The sequence below is a fragment of the Bifidobacterium phasiani genome (genome assembly GCF_019331775.1).
In the GTDB taxonomy this organism is placed as follows: Bacteria; Actinomycetota; Actinomycetes; order Actinomycetales; family Bifidobacteriaceae; genus Bifidobacterium; species Bifidobacterium phasiani.
In genome coordinates, this window is sequence record NZ_JAHBBD010000001.1 from 127,681 (window position 1) to 145,213 (window position 17,533).

Sequence of the window (17,533 nt, forward strand, 5' to 3'; positions counted from 1 at the left end):
CGTAAATCGGCACGGTCCAAATCGTGCGGATCGTCAGCGGGGCGCCTCGACCCCGGCCGACGCGGCCCGATTCAGCGCACGATGGACTGGTCGTTCCGCGCGGACACGGTCTCGCGCACCGGGGTCAGCGCCGTCGCGCCCAGATAGGCGATGCCGGCGAGCCCGGCGTCGTCGACGTCCGGGTGCGACAGCCTGACGCCCCAGCCCACCGCGGCGTCCTCGTCGTCCAGCGTCAGCATGCGGGCCTCGCCCTCCAGATCGGCGACGGCAAGGCTTTGGGCGGATCGCGCGTCCAGCGTGACCGTACGTTCGTCGACCTCGACGCCGTCGGCGTCGTAGGCGTGCAGCGTCACCCGCGCCGACGCGGAGGAGTCGTTCATCAAGGTCAGCTCGCCGTCCACGCCGTCCGGCAGCACCACCGCGGACGAGGCGGCCGGCTCGGCGGCCCGCACCAGCGCGAAGTCGGCCTGGCCGTCGCCGCCCGAACGCTGGATCCGCGCGCCGGCGGCCACCGGCGTCGAGGCGTCGACGAAGACGCCCCGCACGCCCTCGGGGGCCGTCTGCAGGTCGAACACCGCCACCCGGTTCGCCGAGACCGTGCCCTGTGCCGCCTGGGTGAGGCCGTCCTCGCCGACCCAGTACACCGTCACGTCGCCGTCCGATTCGCCGAACACCTCGACCGCGGTCTCGTCTCCCTCGCGCACGCCCGGCAGCATGGCCCCGCGGGAGGCCGCGTCCACCGGCAGCGCGTAGTCGGAGCCACGCGCGGTCAGGCCGTCCATGCGCACGGTGCGCACCACCGCGGCCACCGGCGTCTCGTCGCTGGACAGCGTGACGTACACGCCGTCCTGCCCCGAGGCCGCGGCGCCCAGGTCCACGCTCGCCTCGCCGTAGGCGTCGACCGTCATCGTGTTGCCGGTCGACAGCGCCAGCCGCTCGCCGTCGGCCGTGCCCCAGGCCTGGATCGTGATCGCCGTCGCCCGGTCGGTGGGGTTGGCCACGATCAGCTGCTGGGTGACGCCCGACTGCGTGTCGGTGAGCAGGAACGCGTGCTCGAGCGAGGGCACGACGCAGGTGGATGCGGACAGGCCCTGGATGTCGCCCTCGGTGGCCCACGACACCACCGACGCGGCGGAGCCGGTGCCGTTCTCGGAGGCCAGCAGCCGGGTGTCCATCACGCGCGCGCCGTCGTCGACGTCGCCGGCGAGCGTCAGCACGTCGCCGTCCTCCTGGTCGGCCAGCGTCTCGCTGTCGGTGGCGTAGTCCGGACCGAGCGGCGAGACCTGCGCGCGGTACACCGAGCCGAACGCCGCGTACCGCGCGGACGACGCGACGTTGCCGGTCGAGACCTGGAACTCGCTGTCGCCGTAGGCCTCGGTGTCCACCAGGTCCATCCGGGACGGGCAGTAGGCCTGCAGCTGCTCGGTGCTGACCTCGTTCGTCACGGCGGACGAGCCGACCGCCGCCCGGTCGACCAGCGAAGCGAACGGCCGCAGGAACAGGGCCGCGGCGAACACCGCGACGATGACGAGCATCGAGATCAAGCCGAGCACGACGCGCCAGGCGCGTCCGCGGGCTCGGGGCAGGGACTTGCGGGGTTCGTCGGCGCTCATGCTTCCTCCTGGTTGTAACGATGGGTGCGCGGCAGCGCGACGATGCAGTACAGCGCGGTGACGATGCCGGCGCACCACAGCCAGGCGTACCGCCAGGGGCTGGCGCTCACGGCCTGCTGCCCGTTCAGGTCGACGCCCTGGGTCAGCGTGTCGACCAGGGTCAGCCGGAAGTACGTGCCCGAGGCGTTGCTGACCACCGACTGCGTGCCGTTGGACGCGGTGATGTTCGCCATGAGCTGCGAGACGGCGTTCTCGCTGCCGCCGTCGGCGACGACGTAGATGCCGCCGAAGCCCAGCGCCGCGATGTCGGCGACGGCCTGGGAGTCGGCGTTGGCCAGCAGCCGGGAGGCGGCGGAGGCGATGGCCTCGTCGGAGGCGGGGCGCTGCCCGGATGCGACCTGCGCGCGCTGCGCCGTGGAGACCTCGATCACGTCGCCGCGGCCGGTGCTCATCGACGCGTAGCTGATGCGGCTGCCGCTTTCCGCGCTCAGCGCAAGGATGCGGTGGTCGGGGCTCTGCTCCAGGTAGTCCACGGCCACCATCGGCAGGCCGCCGTCGGCGACGCCCGGGCGCCCGTCCCCGCGCCCGGCGATGCCGTAGCCCGCCCACAGGCACGCGGCCGCGGCCAGCAGCACCACCAGCAGCGCGCGCGCCACGGCGACCACGGTGGACCTCACGTCGACGTCCTCCTCGTCGCCGGGCCGGGCCGCCGGTCGGCGCAGCGCGACGAAACGGCGGATGGCGCCGCCGGCGACCAGGCAGACGCAGGAGAGCACGCCGAGCAGGGCCATCGCCATGCCGGGCAGCACGGAGCCGGCCACGGCGCCGTCGGCGTCGACGCCCACGACGATCCTGGCCGAGGCCAGGCACAGGATGCCGCCGCACACCGTGGTCACCCACATCATGCGCGACACGCGCAGCGCGAACGGCAGGAACAGCGAGACGACGGCCAGGACCGTCAGCACCGCCAGCATCGCCAGCACGAGGAAGGACACGACCTGCGGCGCGCGCAGCCAGGACAGCCATCCCGAGCCGACGTCGACGCCGAACGCGCGCGCAGCCAGGTCGGCCAGGCCCAGCGCGGCCGGGACGCCGTTCGTCTCGGACGTGGGCACGGCGACGTCGCCGAACAGCTGCCGCCACGCGCCCTCCGGGGCGTGGTGCACGGCGTTGACCAGCGTGGGGGCCAGCACGAGCGCCGAGGGCAGCGGGATGAGCAGCAGCGTCGCGCGGTGGCGGCGCACGAACAGCAGGAACGCCAGGAAGGTCGCGACCAGCGGCAGCAGCAGCTGCGGCTCGGCGGCGACCACCGGGATGAAGCACAGCGCCGACAGCGCCGCGGCCTGCACCGAATGGTGGGGCCGGACCGGCTCCTCGGTGTGGTACATGCCCACGGCGCGGAACGCGAAGGCGAACGCGGCGGGCAGGAACGTCATCACGGTCAGCATCGCCAGGTTCGCCGACCCGTACAGCCCGAACGCGAACGACAGCGAGAACCACAGCAGCGCGCAGGTCACGCGCACCGCGTCGGAGCGGGTGAACACGCCGGCCAGAGCCCAGAACGAGAGCACGCCGAGCGGCGCCGACGAGACGAAGACGAGCACGGTCGCGGCGGCGACGTTGCCCAGCGTGAGCACCGAGGCGGCGGCCAGCACCAGCAGCCACGGCGTGGGCGGCGCGACGGCGCCGGTGCCCGCGCCCAGCGTCCACGACGTGGTGGCGGCCTCGAGCAGCCGCAGGAACCCGGCGTCCGTGGGCAGCATCGACGCGCCGGTCAGCGAGCCTCCGGACAAGGCGGCGCGGCACACGTCCCAATACGTCGCCAGCACCACGGCGAGCGCCAGGACCGCGGCCGCGGCGGCGCAGATCCAGCGGCGCAGCAGCCGGCGGCGCAGATGCGCCTTGGCCAGCGGGTCGAGCACGACGCTGCCCTGCTGGTCGCGGAACGCCTGCATGCGGTCGCGCCACCGGGCGATCTGCTGCCGGCTGGCCACGAGCACCGACAGCCGGGACAGCGGCACCTTGGACTGCCGGCCCACTATCCGCCGCGCGCGCACCGCCGTGGGGAACATCGCCAGGGCGCGCCACGGCATCAGCAGCTCGCACAGCGCCACGTACGGCTGCTTGCGCGACAGCCGGCTCAGCGCCATCACGACCGCGCGCAGCAGGCGCAGCACCCACAGCAACGGCCACCACCCCATGCGGATGTCCGTGTAGTAGTAGCGTTGGCGCGCCTCGAGCACGGCCATCGCCGCGCTGGCGGGGGCGTCCTCGTCGATCGGCTCGCCGGAGCGCGAGCGCACGCCCTCGTACCGGGCGCGACGGTGGGCGATCTCGGCCTCGGGGACCACCACCACGCGGCCGCCACTCAGGCAGATGCGCCGGCAGAAGTCGCCGGATTCGGCGAAGGTGCCGAACCACGGGTCGACGCCGCCCAGCGAGTCCAGCGTGGCGAGCGGCACCAGCGCGCCGGCCAGCGAGACCGCGAACACGTCCCGGCGGCCGTCGTACTGCTCCTGGTCGGGTTCGCCGTCGACCACCAGCGATTCGAGGCGGTGCCGCCCGGCGTAGGTGCCGACGTCGTGCAGGTTCCCGCCGCCCCAGTCCACCTGCTTGGCGCCCAGCAGCGAGGCCGTCGGCGTGTAGCGCCACCGTTCCAGCAGCGTCTCCAGGCAGGTCTCGTGCGCGGGGCGCGAGTCGTCGTGCAGCGTCCACAGCGCCTTGGTGCCGGGGTCCAGGTCGACGCGGCGCATCCCCTTGGCGACCGCGTCCGAGAACGAGCGTGCGCCCTTGACGCCCACCAGCCGCACGCTGACGGTGTCGGCCCGCCGGCCCTGCGCGCCGTGCGCATGCGCCGGCTCGACGGTGAACGAGGACGCCAACGGCCGGTCGGTGCGGCCGGTGCAGTCGATCACGACGATGACGCCGGGCAGCACGGTCTGGCCGAGCACCGCCCGTATGGTGTCCGGGAGGAAGCGCAGGTCCTCCTCCACCGTGATCATGGCCGCAACCGTATGATCGACATCCTGCCGACGATCTCGCGGGCGGTCCGCCGCCTGGCTGGCCAGTATCTGCTGGATATCGATGTTGCCTGTGGAAGTCATAGCTTATAAGTGTACGCACGGGACCCGCGCGTCACGCCCGCTCCTTACGCTCCTTCTTGTAGCGGCGGCGCTCGCGCTCGCTCATGCCGCCCCAGATGCCGAACCGCTCGTCGTGCTCGATCGCCCACTCCAGGCACTGCTCGCGCACCTCGCACTGCGCGCACACGCGCTTGGCGTCGCGCGTCGACCCGCCCTTCTCGGGAAAGAACGCCTCCGGGTCGGTCTGGGAACACAGCGCCTTATGCTGCCACGACAAATCCCCGTCCGGCCTGAACAGCCCCCACAGCTCGTTCAGCGGCTCTTCGGCGGACTCATCGATGACACCCCACATGGGCATCCCTCCTTGCCTTGAGCTTGAATTGTGATCAACCTCCTAAATTACACACTTGCGGTTCGCGATTTGTCAAATCATTCCCGTGTCAATGCGCCCCTTATCGCGCACATCATGGTATATTATGGCGCCGCGGCGCCCAGGGCGCCCGTCCGCCCCGCCCGATGTGCGGACGTGATGTGCAGGACCGTCGCCCCCGGCCCCGTTCTCGGGGCGATGTCCTACAATTTGGTTGGTTAACCGCACGGGATTCGGCCCAGCCGCCCGGGACCGTCGACAGGAAGGCGCCAGACGTGACCTCACACCGCAGAAACGACAACCGTGGCATCCCCAACATCGCAGGGTCGTCCAAGGCACGCCCCCGGCACAGCACCGGCTATGCGGTGCGGCACGGCCTGCGCGCGGCGCTCGTCTCGGTCCTGCTGGCCGTCCTCGCGTTCGCCGGCACGGCCGCCGCCGCGGTGTGGAACGACCTGTACCGGACCATCGAGGACGGTCGGGTCGACGTGGTCGCCCAGGACGGCAACGGCGACGACGAGAACGCGCTGATCGACCCCAACGCCGGGCAGACCATCGAGTTCCTCGTGCTGGGCCAGGACACGCGCGACGGCGAGGCCAACTCCGCCATCGGCGGCGGCGAGATGGGCTCCCTGCACAACGCCGACACCACGATGGTCGTGCAGATCGCGGCCGACCGCTCGTACATCAACCTGGTGTCCATCCCGCGCGACTCGATGGTCAGCGTGCCCAGCTGCACCACGTCGAACGGCACGATCCCGGCCCAGAGCTACGTCCAGTTCAACTCGATCTTCGCCAACGCCTACGCGGTCGGCGGCGACCTGGCGTCGGCCGCCTCCTGCACGATGAGCGCGGTCAACTCCCTGACCGGGCTGAACCTGCAGAACTTCATCGTCGTGGACTTCCAGGGCCTGAGCGAGATGATCGACGCGCTCGGCGGCGTGGACCTGTGCATCCCCGAGGACATCAGCGACCCGTACACCGGGCTGAACATCGCGCGCGGCCTGCGGCACCTCGACGGCACCCAGGCCACGCAGTACGCCCGCACCCGCTACAGCCTCGGCGACGGCTCCGACGTGATGCGCACCACGCGCCAGCAGTACCTCATCAAGACGCTGCTCAACCAGGCCCTGAGCAAGAACCTGCTCACCGAGTCGGGCCAGCTGTACCAGATGGCGAGGGCGGCGCTCAGCTCGCTGAACATCAGCACCGGCATGGCCGACGTGGCCACCCTGGCCGGCCTGGCCATGAGCCTGAGCGGCATGAGCGCCTCGAACTTCTACACGCAGACCGTCCCGGTCGCCGCCGACCCCTACGACATCAACCGCGTCGTCTGGGCGTATTCGGCCGACGACATGTGGGCCAGGCTGGTCAATCAGCAGCCGCTGGTCGACCAGCCCGCCGAGGCGCCCGCCTCGGACGACGGCGCAGCGGACGACGGCATGGCCGGGGACGCGGCCGCGGGCGACGCGGGCGAGGACGGCGCCGCGTCCGCCGGCGAGGGCACGGACGGGGACGGGACGGACGGGACCGCGCAGGCCGCCGCCACCCCCGACCCGACGACCGGCCTGATCACGCAGACCGACCCGTACACCGGCGCGACCACGCTGATCGACCCGGCCACGGGCGGCGTCGTCGACCCCGACAGCGGCACCATCCAGGACCCCGTCACCGGCCAGTACCTCGGCGTGGCGGATCAGTACCTGTATGCCACCGTATGTGCCGTTCCTGCGCAGGAATGACGCAGGATAGGGCGTATGCCCCACTCCACCGTGTAAAAACGACTGGAGATGAGTCACACGGGAGGGAACATGACTGAGGGACCGGAAGACACGGGTGCGCAGAACACCCCGCCGAGCTTCATACCGTCCGGCAACCGCCGGCGCTCGCCACGGTCCTCCGCCCAGCAGCCCCCCGCATCCGCGCATCACGGCGCCCACGCCGCGGGCGGCCAGCCGCCGAGCTTCGCCCCCAAGGCCAGGCAGCGCTCGTCGGCCTCTCCGGCGTCCGGCCGGACCGATCCGGCCCCCTCGGCCGCGGGCGCGCCGTCCGGCGCCCCGTCGGCGCCGCAAAGCTTCCAGCCGGTGCTCCGCCCGGCGCGCAGGTCGTCCGGCTCGTCGCGCAACGCCTCGGCAGGCGCCGCGCGTCCGGCCGTTTCGGCGCAGTCGCCGGCGAGGCCGGCCATGCCGCCGTCCGCCGCCTCCGGACCCGCGACCGGATCGCCGTCCGGCGCGGGCGCGGCGGCGCTGCACCGCCGTCGCGGCATCAGGCCGCTGCGCGTGGTCGCCATCGTGCTCGCGGCGCTGCTGCTGGCCCTGGCCCTCGGCCTGTTCGGCGCATGGAACTGGGTCGACGGCCGGCTGACGAAGCAGCCGTGGCTGACCGGCGCCGCCGACACGCCGGCCTCCACCTGGCTGATCCTCGGCTCCGACGAACGCGCGGACGGCCAGGGCGACGACGAGATCACCGGCTCGCGCACCGACACGATCCTGGTGCTGACCAAGCCGCGCAGCGGCAACAGCTCGCTGATCTCGATCCCCCGAGACTCGCTGGTGACGGTGGACGACATGTCGATGAAGATCAACGCCGTCGCCGAGCTGTACGACAACCAGACGCTCGTGGCCACCGTCGAGTCGATCACCGGGCAGAAGATCGACCATGTGGCGCAGATCAAGTTCGACGGGCTCAAGAACGTCGTCGACGCCCTCGGCGGCATCGAGCTGTGCTATGACAGCGACGTCAGCGACCCGTACTCCGGCCTGGAATGGCAGGCGGGCTGCCACGTCGCCGACGGCACCACCGCCCTGGCGTTCTCCCGTATGCGCTACGCCGACGCGCTCGGCGACTTCGGCCGCGGCGAACGCCAGCGCCAGGTCATCGGCGCGATCATGAGGAAGGGCCTGTCGGCCGGCACGCTGACCGACATCGGCACGGTGACGAACGTGGCCGAGACGACGCTGGACGCCGTGACCGTCGACGAGGACACCAACCCGTACACGCTGATCAGGATGGCGCTGGCGTTCCGCGACGCCACGGGCGACGACGGCATCTCCGGCAGCGTGTACTGGACGAACCCGGACTACTACGTCGACGGCGTCGGCTCCAGCGTGCTGCTCGACGACGAACGCAACCTCACGCTGTTCACCGCCCTGGCCGACGGCACGCAGCCGGCGGGGACCGTCGGCACGCTCGCCGAGGGCTGATCCCGCGGCCGCCGCGCTCCCCCGTCACCGACACCATTCCCGGCTGACACCATTCCCGCCGTCCCGCCGCGCGTCCCGTCGCCGGCGGGACGCGCGCGTATTGTGGACAACCGCATGCCTTCGACCACAATGCCGGGCGGGGCTTGCGCCCCGGCGCGCCCCGCTTCGAGAATATGGGGCATGAGCAGATCACGACGCCGCGCGGCGCACGGCCCCGCGACCCCGCATGCGCATCGCGGCCGCGCACGGGTCCGCAGGCGCCCGGACCGGGCCGGGCCGGACCGCGGCCCCGCATCCGAGGCGACAATACGGCGGCTGACCATGCTCACGCTCGCCGCGCCCGCCGCCGCCCAACTGGCGATGATCGCGATGATGGCGGCGGAGGGCCGCTGGCCGTTCGTGGCGCTGGTCATCCCCGGCCTCGTCGGCTGCGTGGCCTCGCTGATGCTCGCCGTCGCACGCCGCCGGCAGGATCCCGATGCCGCCGGCGGCGGGGCCGGACCGCCATCCTACGCCAACGCCGCCGAACCCGCCGGGGCGGCCGACTTCGGGGCGATGGAGAGCCGGCCGCTGGCCGAACTGCTCGGACTGGACGTCGAGCCGCTGCCCTGGCGCGGCATCGTCGCGCGATGGCTGGACGAGCCGGACCATTGCGTTCCGCTGGGGTGCGGCGCCGCCGGCGTCCACCGGGTCGACCTGGTCCGGCAGGGCCCGCACGCGCTGGTCGCCGGCACGACCGGCTCGGGCAAGTCGATGCTGCTGCAGACGTGGTGCCTGGCCCTTGCGGCATGCAATTCCCCGAGGACGCTGCGGTTCGTGTTCCTCGACTTCAAGGGCGGGGCCGCCTTCGCCGCGCTGGAGCGGCTGCCGCACGCCGTCGGCGCCGTGAGCGACCTCGACCTCGCGCACGCGATGCGCGCGCTGCGGGCGCTGGAGGCCGAGCTGACCAGACGGGAGCGGCTGGTCGCGTGGGAGCGCGCCGGGTCCTTCGACCGGCTGGCCGACCCGCCGCCGCGCATCGTGGTGGTCGTCGACGAGTTCCACGCGCTGCGCGGCCAGCTGCCCGACGGCGTCGGGCGGATCGCCCGGCTCGCGTCGCTGGGCCGGTCGCTGGGCATGCACGTCATCGCCTGCACGCAGCATCCGCTGGGGCAGGTCGGCGCCGACATGAAGGCCAACATGAACCTCAACATCTGCCTGCGCGTGCGCGACGCGATGCAGTCCACCGAGCTGATCGGGTCGGCGCGCGCCGCCTCGATCGGCCCGTCGACGCCGGGCGCGGCCTACCTCTCCGACGGCGCCGACGTCGCGGCGCTGCGGTGCGCCTCCCCCGGCGACGTCGACGCGCTGGTCTCGGCGATGTCCTACGCGGCGGCGTTCCACCGCATCGCGCGTCCGGAGCCACTGTTCACGCCGCCGCTGCCCGGCAGCGTCGGAGCGGGTCCGGTGGAGGCACTGGCGCCGGCCGCATGCGGACCCGCCGGGGACCGGGCCGGCACGCCGCCGGAGGTGCCGTTCGGTCTGGCCGACGACGGCATGCGCTTCTCGGCCGCGCTGCTGCCCATCGGGCGGGGCAACGCCGCCGTCGTCGGACCGCCGGGACGGGGCAAAAGCACGCTGCTCGCCACGTTGGCCCGTCAGGCGCGCCGCCGGTTCGGCTCCGCCGTGCGCGTCCGCGTCACCACGCGGTCCCACGGCGCCTACCGCACCGACGAGCTCGGGCCCGCGCACACGGACCGCCGGCCGCCGTGTGCGCCGCCGGCGCCGGCGCACCGGCTGTGGCTCTGCGACGACGCGGACGACCTGCTCGACCCGCTCGAGACCGGTCCGGAGGCCGTTCGGCTGCGGCAGGCGCTGGCCGACCCGTCGGCCACCGTGGTCGTCGCGGTCGCGGACTCGCGCAGGGTCAGGGATCCGGCCCGGTTCCCCTGCCGGATCGTGTTCCCCACCGGCGACCGGCCCACCGACATGATGGACGGGGTGCCGGCCGATGCGCTCGCCCTGTTCGAGGCCCGCGACTACGCCCGCCCGGGCCGCGCGGTGCTGCTGCGCGACGGCCGCGCCGCGCCGGTGCAGTGCCTGGCGCCCGACGAGGAGGGCGGGGCCGGGCCGGGGCGCCTCGATCGCGGCGGATTTCCGGCATCATCCGTTTCTTGCAGCGAAACCTCTTGAAAAGTCGGCGGTTTCGTGGTTATCTGTTTAAGGACTTTTCCGAACGTCGGATCAGCTGATTTGAGGGAGCGTGAATATGAGCAGTGCTTTTGACTGGCGTGCCAAGGCCGCGTGCCGCGACAAGGATCCCGAACTGTTCTTCCCTGTCGGCAACACCGGTGCCGCCTATCAGCAGATTGAGGAGGCGAAGGCCGTGTGCCGCACCTGCAAGGTGATCGACGCCTGCCTCAAGTGCGCGTTGGACACCAACCAGGACTATGGCGTATGGGGCGGTCTGAGCGAGGACGAGCGCCGCGCGCTGAAGCGCCGCGCGATGCGCGCCCGCCGCTCCCAGGCGATGCAGATGCAGGTGTGAGCGCCGGCGGGCCGCGCCCGCCGCTCGTCGCCGCGCATCGACGACCTCATCGGAAAAAACGTGCACCCCGGAATCCGGGGTGCACGTTTTTTCGTCGCCCTGCCGCCGGGCCGTCACTCGGACTGCGCGGCGCGCAGCTTCATGTCGAGGATGACGCGGGTGCCGCCCTCGCGGCGCGGCTCCCAGCGCACGGTGCCGCCGAAGTCGTTCTTGACGAAGGTGTTGATGATCTGCGTGCCCAGGCCGGAGCCGGAGGTGCGCGCCATGCCGTTGCGCTCCTCGGTGTCCAGGCCGGAGCCGTCGTCCTCCACGACCACGTTGAGGTTGTTGCCGCCGCGGCCCACCGACACGGTGATGTGGCCGTCCTTGCGGCCCTCGAACCCGTGCTCGACCGCGTTGGTGATCAGCTCGGTCAGCACCAGCGACAGCGGCGTGGCGTCCTGCGCCGGCATCATGCCGAACTTGCCGATGAAGTCGATGCTGATGTGCTGGTCGCGCATCGTGGCGAGGTCGACGCTCATCTTGAGCAGGTTCGAGATCACCTTGTCGTAGTCGACCATCTCGTCGGCGGTCTGGCTCAGCCCCTCGTGGACCATCGCGATGGTCTGCACGCGGCGCTGCGCCTCCTCCAGCTCCTTCTTGACCTCCTGCGACTTGGTCTTGCGCGCCTGCAGGCGCAGCAGCGCGGAGACGGCCTGCAGGTTGTTCTTCACACGGTGGTGAATCTCGGAGATCGCGGCGTCCTTGGTCTGCAGCTCCTTCTCGCGCCGGCGCAGCTCGGTGACGTCCCGGCACAGCACGATGCCGCCGGTGCGGCCGTTGGGCCCGTACAGCGGCAGCGAACGCATCGAGACGGCGGAGCGGTTGGCGTCCAGCTCCGAGTCGACGGCGGCCTTGCCGCTGAGCACCAGCGGCAGCGTCTCGGGGACCGGGTCGTTCTTGTGCAGCAGCTGCGTGCCGATCTCGCTGAGGTACTGCCCTTGCATCGCGCGCACCGAGCCCAGGCGGCGGAAGCAGCTGATCGCGTTCGGCGAGGCGTAGCGCACGACCCCGTCGATGGTCAGGATGATGAAGCCGTCGGAGACGCGCGCGATGTGCCGCTGGTTCATCACCGAGTCGCGGTACGGGAACTGCTCGCGCGGGATCATCTCGTACAGCTGCTTGCCGGCGTTGATGCTCTCCGACTCGTAGCGGCCGTTGGACTCGCGCGTGGCCATGTTGGTCTCGCGCACCACCAGGCCGATGGTCTTGCCGTTGTGGCGGACCGGCGCGTACACGTTGCACACCGTCGACTTGCCGACCGTGCGCAGCACGGTGGAGCGGAACACGACGCCGGAGCGCATCGCGGCGTCCAGCTCGCCGGACATGTCGTCCGGCATCTGGCTGCCGACGACGTCCTCCTCGCGCAGGCTCATCACCGTCGAGGGGCGGCACTGCTCGGCGATGACGTACCTGCCGTCGCCGTCCTGCAGGATCAGCAGAAGGTCGGCGAAGCTCAGGTCGGCGATGACCTGCCAGTCGGCCACCAGCTGGTGGAGCCATTCGCGGTCGGAGTCGTCGAGATCGGGACGTGTTGCCAGGATATGCGAAAAGTCTGCCATGCGCTCCACCTTACCCCAGCCGGCCTGCGCCCGCCCGCATCGCGGCGCGGCGTGGCGGCGGGACGACGGAGCGGCGCGCCGCCGAAGCCGGAGGTCCCCGATATCCACAAGCTACGATATCGTAGGTTACGGTTGCGTAACCACAACATCGGAGGTCGTATGAACCGACACACGGACGAGGAGATCGAACGCAGGCGCGCCGCCGTGGCGCAGGCCCGCGAGCGGGCGCTGCGGGCCAAGGCCGACGCGGTGCGCGTCAAGGCCCGGAACAAGGCCGACAACATCCGGCGCAAGGCCGACGCCAAGGCCGCCCGGGCCATCGCCAAGGGCGAGGCGCATGCGGCCAGGGTCGAGGGCGTCACGCCCGCCGAGATCGAGCGCCGGATCCGCCTCGACGTGCACGGCCGCCCGAAGCCGGCGATGCGCGGATGGATCCACCTGGTCGCCGCGCCGCTGTCGCTGGCCGCCGGCATCGTGCTGATCTGCCTGGCCCGGGGCGCCGGCCTGAAGTGGGCGTGCGCGGTGTTCATGGTCTGCTCGCTCGTGCTGTTCTCGAACTCCGCGGCCTACCACCTGGGCGACTGGTCGCCCCGCGTCACCGACGTGCTGCGCCGCATCGACCACCTCAACATCTTCCTGCTCATCGCCGGCACGTACACGCCCGTCTCGTTCGCGCTGGAGCCGTTCTGGCGCAACGCGATCATCGGCGGCATGTGGGCGTGCACCGCCGTGGCGATGGTCATCCACGTCGTGTGGATCAACGCGCCCCGGTGGCTGTACACCGTCACCTACATCGTCTTCGGCGTCTCGGGCGTCGCGTTCATGCGCCTGTTCTGGGTCTCGCCGTACGCCGGTCCCGCCGTCGTCGTCCTGCTGGCCGCCGGCGGCGCCTGCTACATCGCCGGCGCCATCGTGTACATGCTGCGCAGGCCGGACCCATGGCCGCGCGTGTTCGGGTTCCACGAGATCTTCCACTGCGGCACCGTCGCCGGCTACGCGTGCCAGATGGTGGCGATCTACATGGTCATCGTCAACCTGTGGCAGTGATCCATGATTCCGGCCGTCACGGCCGATGATGCGGACCGATGACAATGCGCACGGCCCGCCCCGCGTGCATCGCGGGGCGGGCCGTTCCCGTCTTAAAGTCCCGGCAGCGCGCCCGCACCCGGCATGGGGCCGAGGCCGGATCGCGCGCCGGCCGCCTGCTACTCCAGCGGCTTGGCGTCCTTGACCGTCACCGAGATCTCGCGGCCGTTGGGGGCCTTGTAGCTCACGGTGTCGCCGGCGTGGGCGCCCATGACGGCCGCGCCGATCGGGGACTCCGGGCTGATGACGTCGTAGTCGGTCGCCACGGCGATGTCGCGCGAGCCGAGCACGACCACCATCTCGCGGCCGGCCATGTCCAGGGTCACGACGGAGCCGTTGCCGACGAGGCCGGCCTTCGGCGCCTCCAGGATCTTCGCGTTGCGCAGCTTGACGGTCAGCTCGTTGATGCGCCCCTCGTTCTTGCCCTGCTCCTCGCGCGCGGCCTGGTAGCCGCCGTTCTCGGACAGGTCGCCCTCGGCGCGGGCCGCGGCGATGCGCTCCGTGATCTCGTCACGGTACTCGCCCTCGCGCCACGTCAGTTCCTCCTTGAGCTTGTCGTACGCCTCCTGCGTGAGCAGGATCGTCTTTTCCTCGGTCATGGTTCCTCCTTGTAGGATTGCGGCCCGGTCGGGCCCGTTCTGGTGCGGCGCGCCCACGCGCGCGGATTGCCTGCAACGAAAAAGCGCCGGGGATGGCCGGCGCGATCCCTCCCCCGCGTCCGTTCAGCGGGTGGAGATGATGTCGATGACGAACACGAGCGTGTCGCCGCCGCCGATGCCCGCCTGCGGCACGCCGCGGGAGCCGTAGCCGTACTCCGGCGGGATCGAGACCAGCAGCCGGGAGCCGACGTTGTGGCCGGGCACGGTCTGGTCCCAGCCCTTGATCACCTGCCCGACGCCGATGCCGAAGCTGGCCGGCTGGTGGCGGGCGAAGCTCGAATCGAACGGGTCGGTCCCGCCCCACACCACACCGTGGTAGTTCACGGTGACGGTGTCGCCGCGGCGCACCATCGGACCGTCGCCCTCGACGAGCTCGACGACCTTGAGACCCTTCGGGGCCTCGCCGTCGGGGAACTCGAACGTCGGCGTGGCGCCGAACTCAGCGTTGACCTTGGGCATGTCTGCCATCGTGACCTCCTTCACGTACACAATGTCTCATAGATTAGCACCATCGCGGCGGCGGAACCATGCGTTTCCCGCTCAGCATTCCACGACGTTGACGGCCAGGCCGCCGCGCGAGGTCTCCTTGTACTTCGACATCATGTCCTCGCCGGTCTGCTTCATCGTGCGGATGGCCTGGTCGAGGCTGACGATGTGCGAGCCGTCGCCGAGCATGGCCATGCGCACCGCGTTGATCGCCGTGTTCGCGCCCATCGCGTTGCGCTCGATGCACGGGATCTGCACCAGCCCGCCCACCGGGTCGCAGGTCAGGCCGAGGTTGTGCTCGATGCCGATCTCCGCGGCGTTCTCCACCTGCTCCGGGGTGCCCCCGAGCACGGCGGCCAGGCCGGCGGCGGCCATCGAGCAGGCCACGCCCACCTCGCCCTGGCAGCCGACCTCGGCGCCCGAGATCGAGGCGTTGCGCTTGAACAGGTAGCCGATCGCGCCGGCGGTCAGCAGGAAGCGGATCACGCCCTCCTCGTCGGCCACGTCCACGAAATGCCAGTAGTACAGCAGCACCGCGGGGATGATGCCGGCCGAGCCGTTCGTCGGCGCGGTGACGATGCGGCGGCCGCCGGCGTTCTCCTCGCTGACGGCAAGGGCGAACAGGTCCACCCACGCCGCGTCGGAGGACTCGAGCACCGCGTCGACGCGCCCGGCGTCGCGCCTGAGCACGTCGCCGTTCGTCGCCAGGCGCGCGTACATCCGCGGCGCGCGCCGGGGCACGTCAAGGCCGCCCGGCAGCACAGCCTCGTCGCTGGTGCACCCGTTGCCGACGCATTCGCGCATCACCCGCCACACCTCGAGCAGCCGGGCGCGCACCTGATCGGCGGGGCGCATGGCGGTCTCGTTGGCCCAGACGACGTCGGCGATCGCAAGCCCCTCGCGCCGGCAGACGGCGATGAGCTCGTCGCAGGAGGCGAAGGGGTAGGGCACGGCGCCGGCCCCTTGCGTCTCGGAGGCGTCCGGCTCCGCGGTGTCCGCGCCTCCCCCGTCCGCCGTCTCGTCGAACGTGTGGTCGTGGTTGCCGACCAGGCGGTCCTCGGGGCGGCCCTCGCGGATGAACCCGCCGCCGATCGAGTACCACACCTGTTCGTCGACGGCGAGGCCGTCGGCGTCGAAGGACTCGAAGCGCATGCCGTTGGGGTGGGCGACGAACCGGCGCCACTGGTCGAAGACCACGTCGCGCGCGTAGTCGAAGGCGATGTCGCGCTCGCCCGCCAGGCGCAGCCGCCCCGACCGGTCGCATTCCTCGTGGATGTGCAGCAGGTGGTCGGTGTCGACGGTGTCGGGCAGCTCCCCCTCCAGTCCGGCGACGGCGGCGCGGTCGGTGCCGTGGCCCAGGCCGGTCAGCGACAAGGAGCCGTACAGCGTCACCCGCACGCGCGCGACGCGGTCGAGCAGGCCGCGGTCGCGCAGCGAGACGACGAACGCGCGAGCCGCGCGCATCGGGCCGACGGTGTGCGACGAGCTCGGCCCCACGCCGATCGAGAACATATCGAGCATGCTGAACATCGGACGCTCCTTGGTGTGCGGTGCGGCGGATCCGGGCCGCCGGTTCGGTTCACGCCCGGCGCCCCTGCGGGCGATGCCGGGCGCCGATGCGAACGGCCCCGTTCCGATGATACGGGACGGGGCCGCGGTGGTGCCCCCGGTGGGACTCGAACCCACAAGCCGAAGCGGCCGATTTTAAGTCGGCTGCGTATACCATTTCGCCACGGGGGCAGGGGCCGGACGCATGCGGGCATGGCACGGGCCCGCATGCCGTGCACGCGGCGGCACCGTGACGCCGCATGCGATGCGACCTTCACCGTATTATGCCACGCGGGTCGGCCGGAAGGGCCGCGGCGCGCCGCGGGACGCGCTCAGCGGCCGGCGAGCAGCCGGCGCCCGAAGTCGAGCACGATGCCGTCGAGCAGCCCGTGCTCGCTGGCGACGAACGAGTCGATCGGCGTGCCGTGGTCCTCGCGCGCCGCCTCGCTGATGCGGGCCAGCACACGGCTCCACACGACGGCGCCGCCGCCGACCACGTCGATGCGGCCCGGGTGGATGGTCCTGTACGTGCGCCGCTCCTCGCGCGTCATGCGCAGGAACCGGTCGTTGACCGCGTAGGCGTCCCGCAGCGGGACGCGCACGCCGTCGACCAGCCGGTGGTCATATTCCTTGAGTCCCATCGCCAGCGCGGTCATCGTGGTCACGGTGCCGGAGACGCCGATGATCGTGCGGGCCCTGCCGGCCGGCACATGCGCGAACGCCTCGTCGATATGCGCGTCGACGTCCCTGACCGCCGCCTCGATCTCGGCGTCGGCCGGCGGGTCGGACAGCAGGTGGCGCTCGGTCATGCGCACCGAGCCGACGTCCATCGAGAACGCGGCCTGCACCTGGGTGGCCGGAGCGTCCACGCCGTCGCCGCCCAGCACCATCTCGGTGGAGCCGCCGCCCAGGTCGACCACCACATACGGCGCCGCCAGGTCGCGTTCGACCACGCTGGTGGCGCCCAGGAAGCTCAGGTCGGCCTCCTCGGTGCCGGGGATCACCTCGGGGCGCACGCCGAGCAGCTCCTCGACCATGGACTCGAACTCCTCGCGGTTCTCGGCGTCGCGGGTCGCCGAGGTGGCGACGAAGCGGATGCCGTCGACCCGGTGCCCGGCCAGGATCCCCGCGAACTCGGCGACCGCGGCGCGGGCGCGCTCCAGGGCCTCGTCGGCGAAGCGATGGGTCTTGTCGACGTCCTGCCCCAGCCGGATGACGCGCAGCACCCGCGGCACGACCTCATGCATGCCGTGCCCGTCGACGCGCGCCACCTTGAGCCTGATCGAGTTCGTGCCGCAGTCGATGCCGGCGACCACCACCGATTCCATTGGTCCTCCTTCTCCCGTATGCATCAGCA

At 71.7% G+C, this 17,533-nt stretch carries 13 protein-coding genes and 1 tRNA gene; 5 read left to right on the forward strand and 9 right to left on the reverse strand.

What is annotated here, in order from left to right:
• Positions 1–71 precede the first annotated feature (71 nt).
• The 3 genes from KIH73_RS00535 to KIH73_RS00545 all read right to left on the reverse strand — a co-directional run bounded on the left by KIH73_RS00535 (position 72) and on the right by KIH73_RS00545 (position 5,048).
• The gene (locus KIH73_RS00535; RefSeq protein WP_219079566.1) at positions 72–1,613 is read right to left on the reverse strand and encodes a DUF5719 family protein; all 1,542 of its coding nucleotides are present in this window, start codon (positions 1,611–1,613) and stop codon (positions 72–74) included.
• Entirely contained in the window at positions 1,610–4,615 is a 3,006-nt protein-coding gene (locus KIH73_RS00540) for a glycosyltransferase family 2 protein (protein ID WP_236022472.1), read from the reverse strand. Before KIH73_RS00540 ends, KIH73_RS00535 begins: the two co-directional genes overlap by 4 nt.
• Before the next feature lie 133 nt (positions 4,616–4,748).
• Positions 4,749–5,048 (reverse strand): WhiB family transcriptional regulator, encoded by a 300-nt coding sequence (locus KIH73_RS00545; RefSeq protein ID WP_219079568.1) that lies wholly within the window; start codon positions 5,046–5,048, stop codon positions 4,749–4,751.
• A 293-nt stretch (positions 5,049–5,341) separates the two neighbouring features.
• On the opposite strand from KIH73_RS00545, the gene KIH73_RS00550 reads away from it, so the two are divergent.
• The 4 genes from KIH73_RS00550 to KIH73_RS00565 all read left to right on the forward strand — a co-directional run bounded on the left by KIH73_RS00550 (position 5,342) and on the right by KIH73_RS00565 (position 10,796).
• Entirely contained in the window at positions 5,342–6,808 is a 1,467-nt protein-coding gene (locus KIH73_RS00550) for an LCP family protein (protein ID WP_338023910.1), read from the forward strand.
• 69 nt (positions 6,809–6,877) lie between these two features.
• Positions 6,878–8,269 (forward strand): LCP family protein, encoded by a 1,392-nt coding sequence (locus tag KIH73_RS00555; RefSeq protein WP_219079570.1) that lies wholly within the window; start codon positions 6,878–6,880, stop codon positions 8,267–8,269.
• A gap of 321 nt (positions 8,270–8,590) precedes the next feature.
• Positions 8,591–10,441, forward strand: coding sequence for an FtsK/SpoIIIE domain-containing protein (locus tag KIH73_RS00560; protein WP_219079571.1), 1,851 nt, complete (start codon positions 8,591–8,593; stop codon positions 10,439–10,441).
• A gap of 76 nt (positions 10,442–10,517) precedes the next feature.
• A complete protein-coding gene (locus KIH73_RS00565; protein ID WP_003809589.1) occupies positions 10,518–10,796 on the forward strand; it encodes a WhiB family transcriptional regulator in 279 nt (92 codons plus the stop codon).
• A gap of 113 nt (positions 10,797–10,909) precedes the next feature.
• Here KIH73_RS00565 and KIH73_RS00570 read toward each other — a convergent pair whose 3' ends face one another.
• Positions 10,910–12,397 (reverse strand): sensor histidine kinase, encoded by a 1,488-nt coding sequence (locus KIH73_RS00570; RefSeq protein ID WP_219079572.1) that lies wholly within the window; start codon positions 12,395–12,397, stop codon positions 10,910–10,912.
• Positions 12,398–12,556: 159 nt separating this feature from the next.
• Between KIH73_RS00570 and trhA the strand changes: the two genes are divergently transcribed.
• A complete protein-coding gene (trhA, locus tag KIH73_RS00575; RefSeq protein ID WP_219079573.1) occupies positions 12,557–13,444 on the forward strand; it encodes a PAQR family membrane homeostasis protein TrhA in 888 nt (295 codons plus the stop codon).
• Between the two features lie 158 nt (positions 13,445–13,602).
• On the opposite strand, the gene KIH73_RS00580 is transcribed toward trhA, so the two are convergent.
• The 5 genes from KIH73_RS00580 to KIH73_RS00600 form a co-directional block, all read right to left on the reverse strand.
• Complete coding sequence (locus KIH73_RS00580; RefSeq protein WP_219079574.1) at positions 13,603–14,082, reverse strand: GreA/GreB family elongation factor; 480 nt, start codon at positions 14,080–14,082, stop codon at positions 13,603–13,605.
• Between the two features lie 123 nt (positions 14,083–14,205).
• Complete coding sequence (locus KIH73_RS00585) at positions 14,206–14,610, reverse strand: FKBP-type peptidyl-prolyl cis-trans isomerase (RefSeq protein ID WP_219079575.1); 405 nt, start codon at positions 14,608–14,610, stop codon at positions 14,206–14,208.
• A 72-nt stretch (positions 14,611–14,682) separates the two neighbouring features.
• A complete protein-coding gene (locus KIH73_RS00590; protein WP_219079576.1) occupies positions 14,683–16,158 on the reverse strand; it encodes an L-serine ammonia-lyase in 1,476 nt (491 codons plus the stop codon).
• A 128-nt stretch (positions 16,159–16,286) separates the two neighbouring features.
• Positions 16,287–16,368: transfer RNA gene (locus tag KIH73_RS00595), tRNA-Leu, on the reverse strand.
• Between the two features lie 140 nt (positions 16,369–16,508).
• Entirely contained in the window at positions 16,509–17,504 is a 996-nt protein-coding gene (locus KIH73_RS00600) for a Ppx/GppA phosphatase family protein (protein ID WP_219079577.1), read from the reverse strand.
• Positions 17,505–17,533 lie beyond the last annotated feature (29 nt).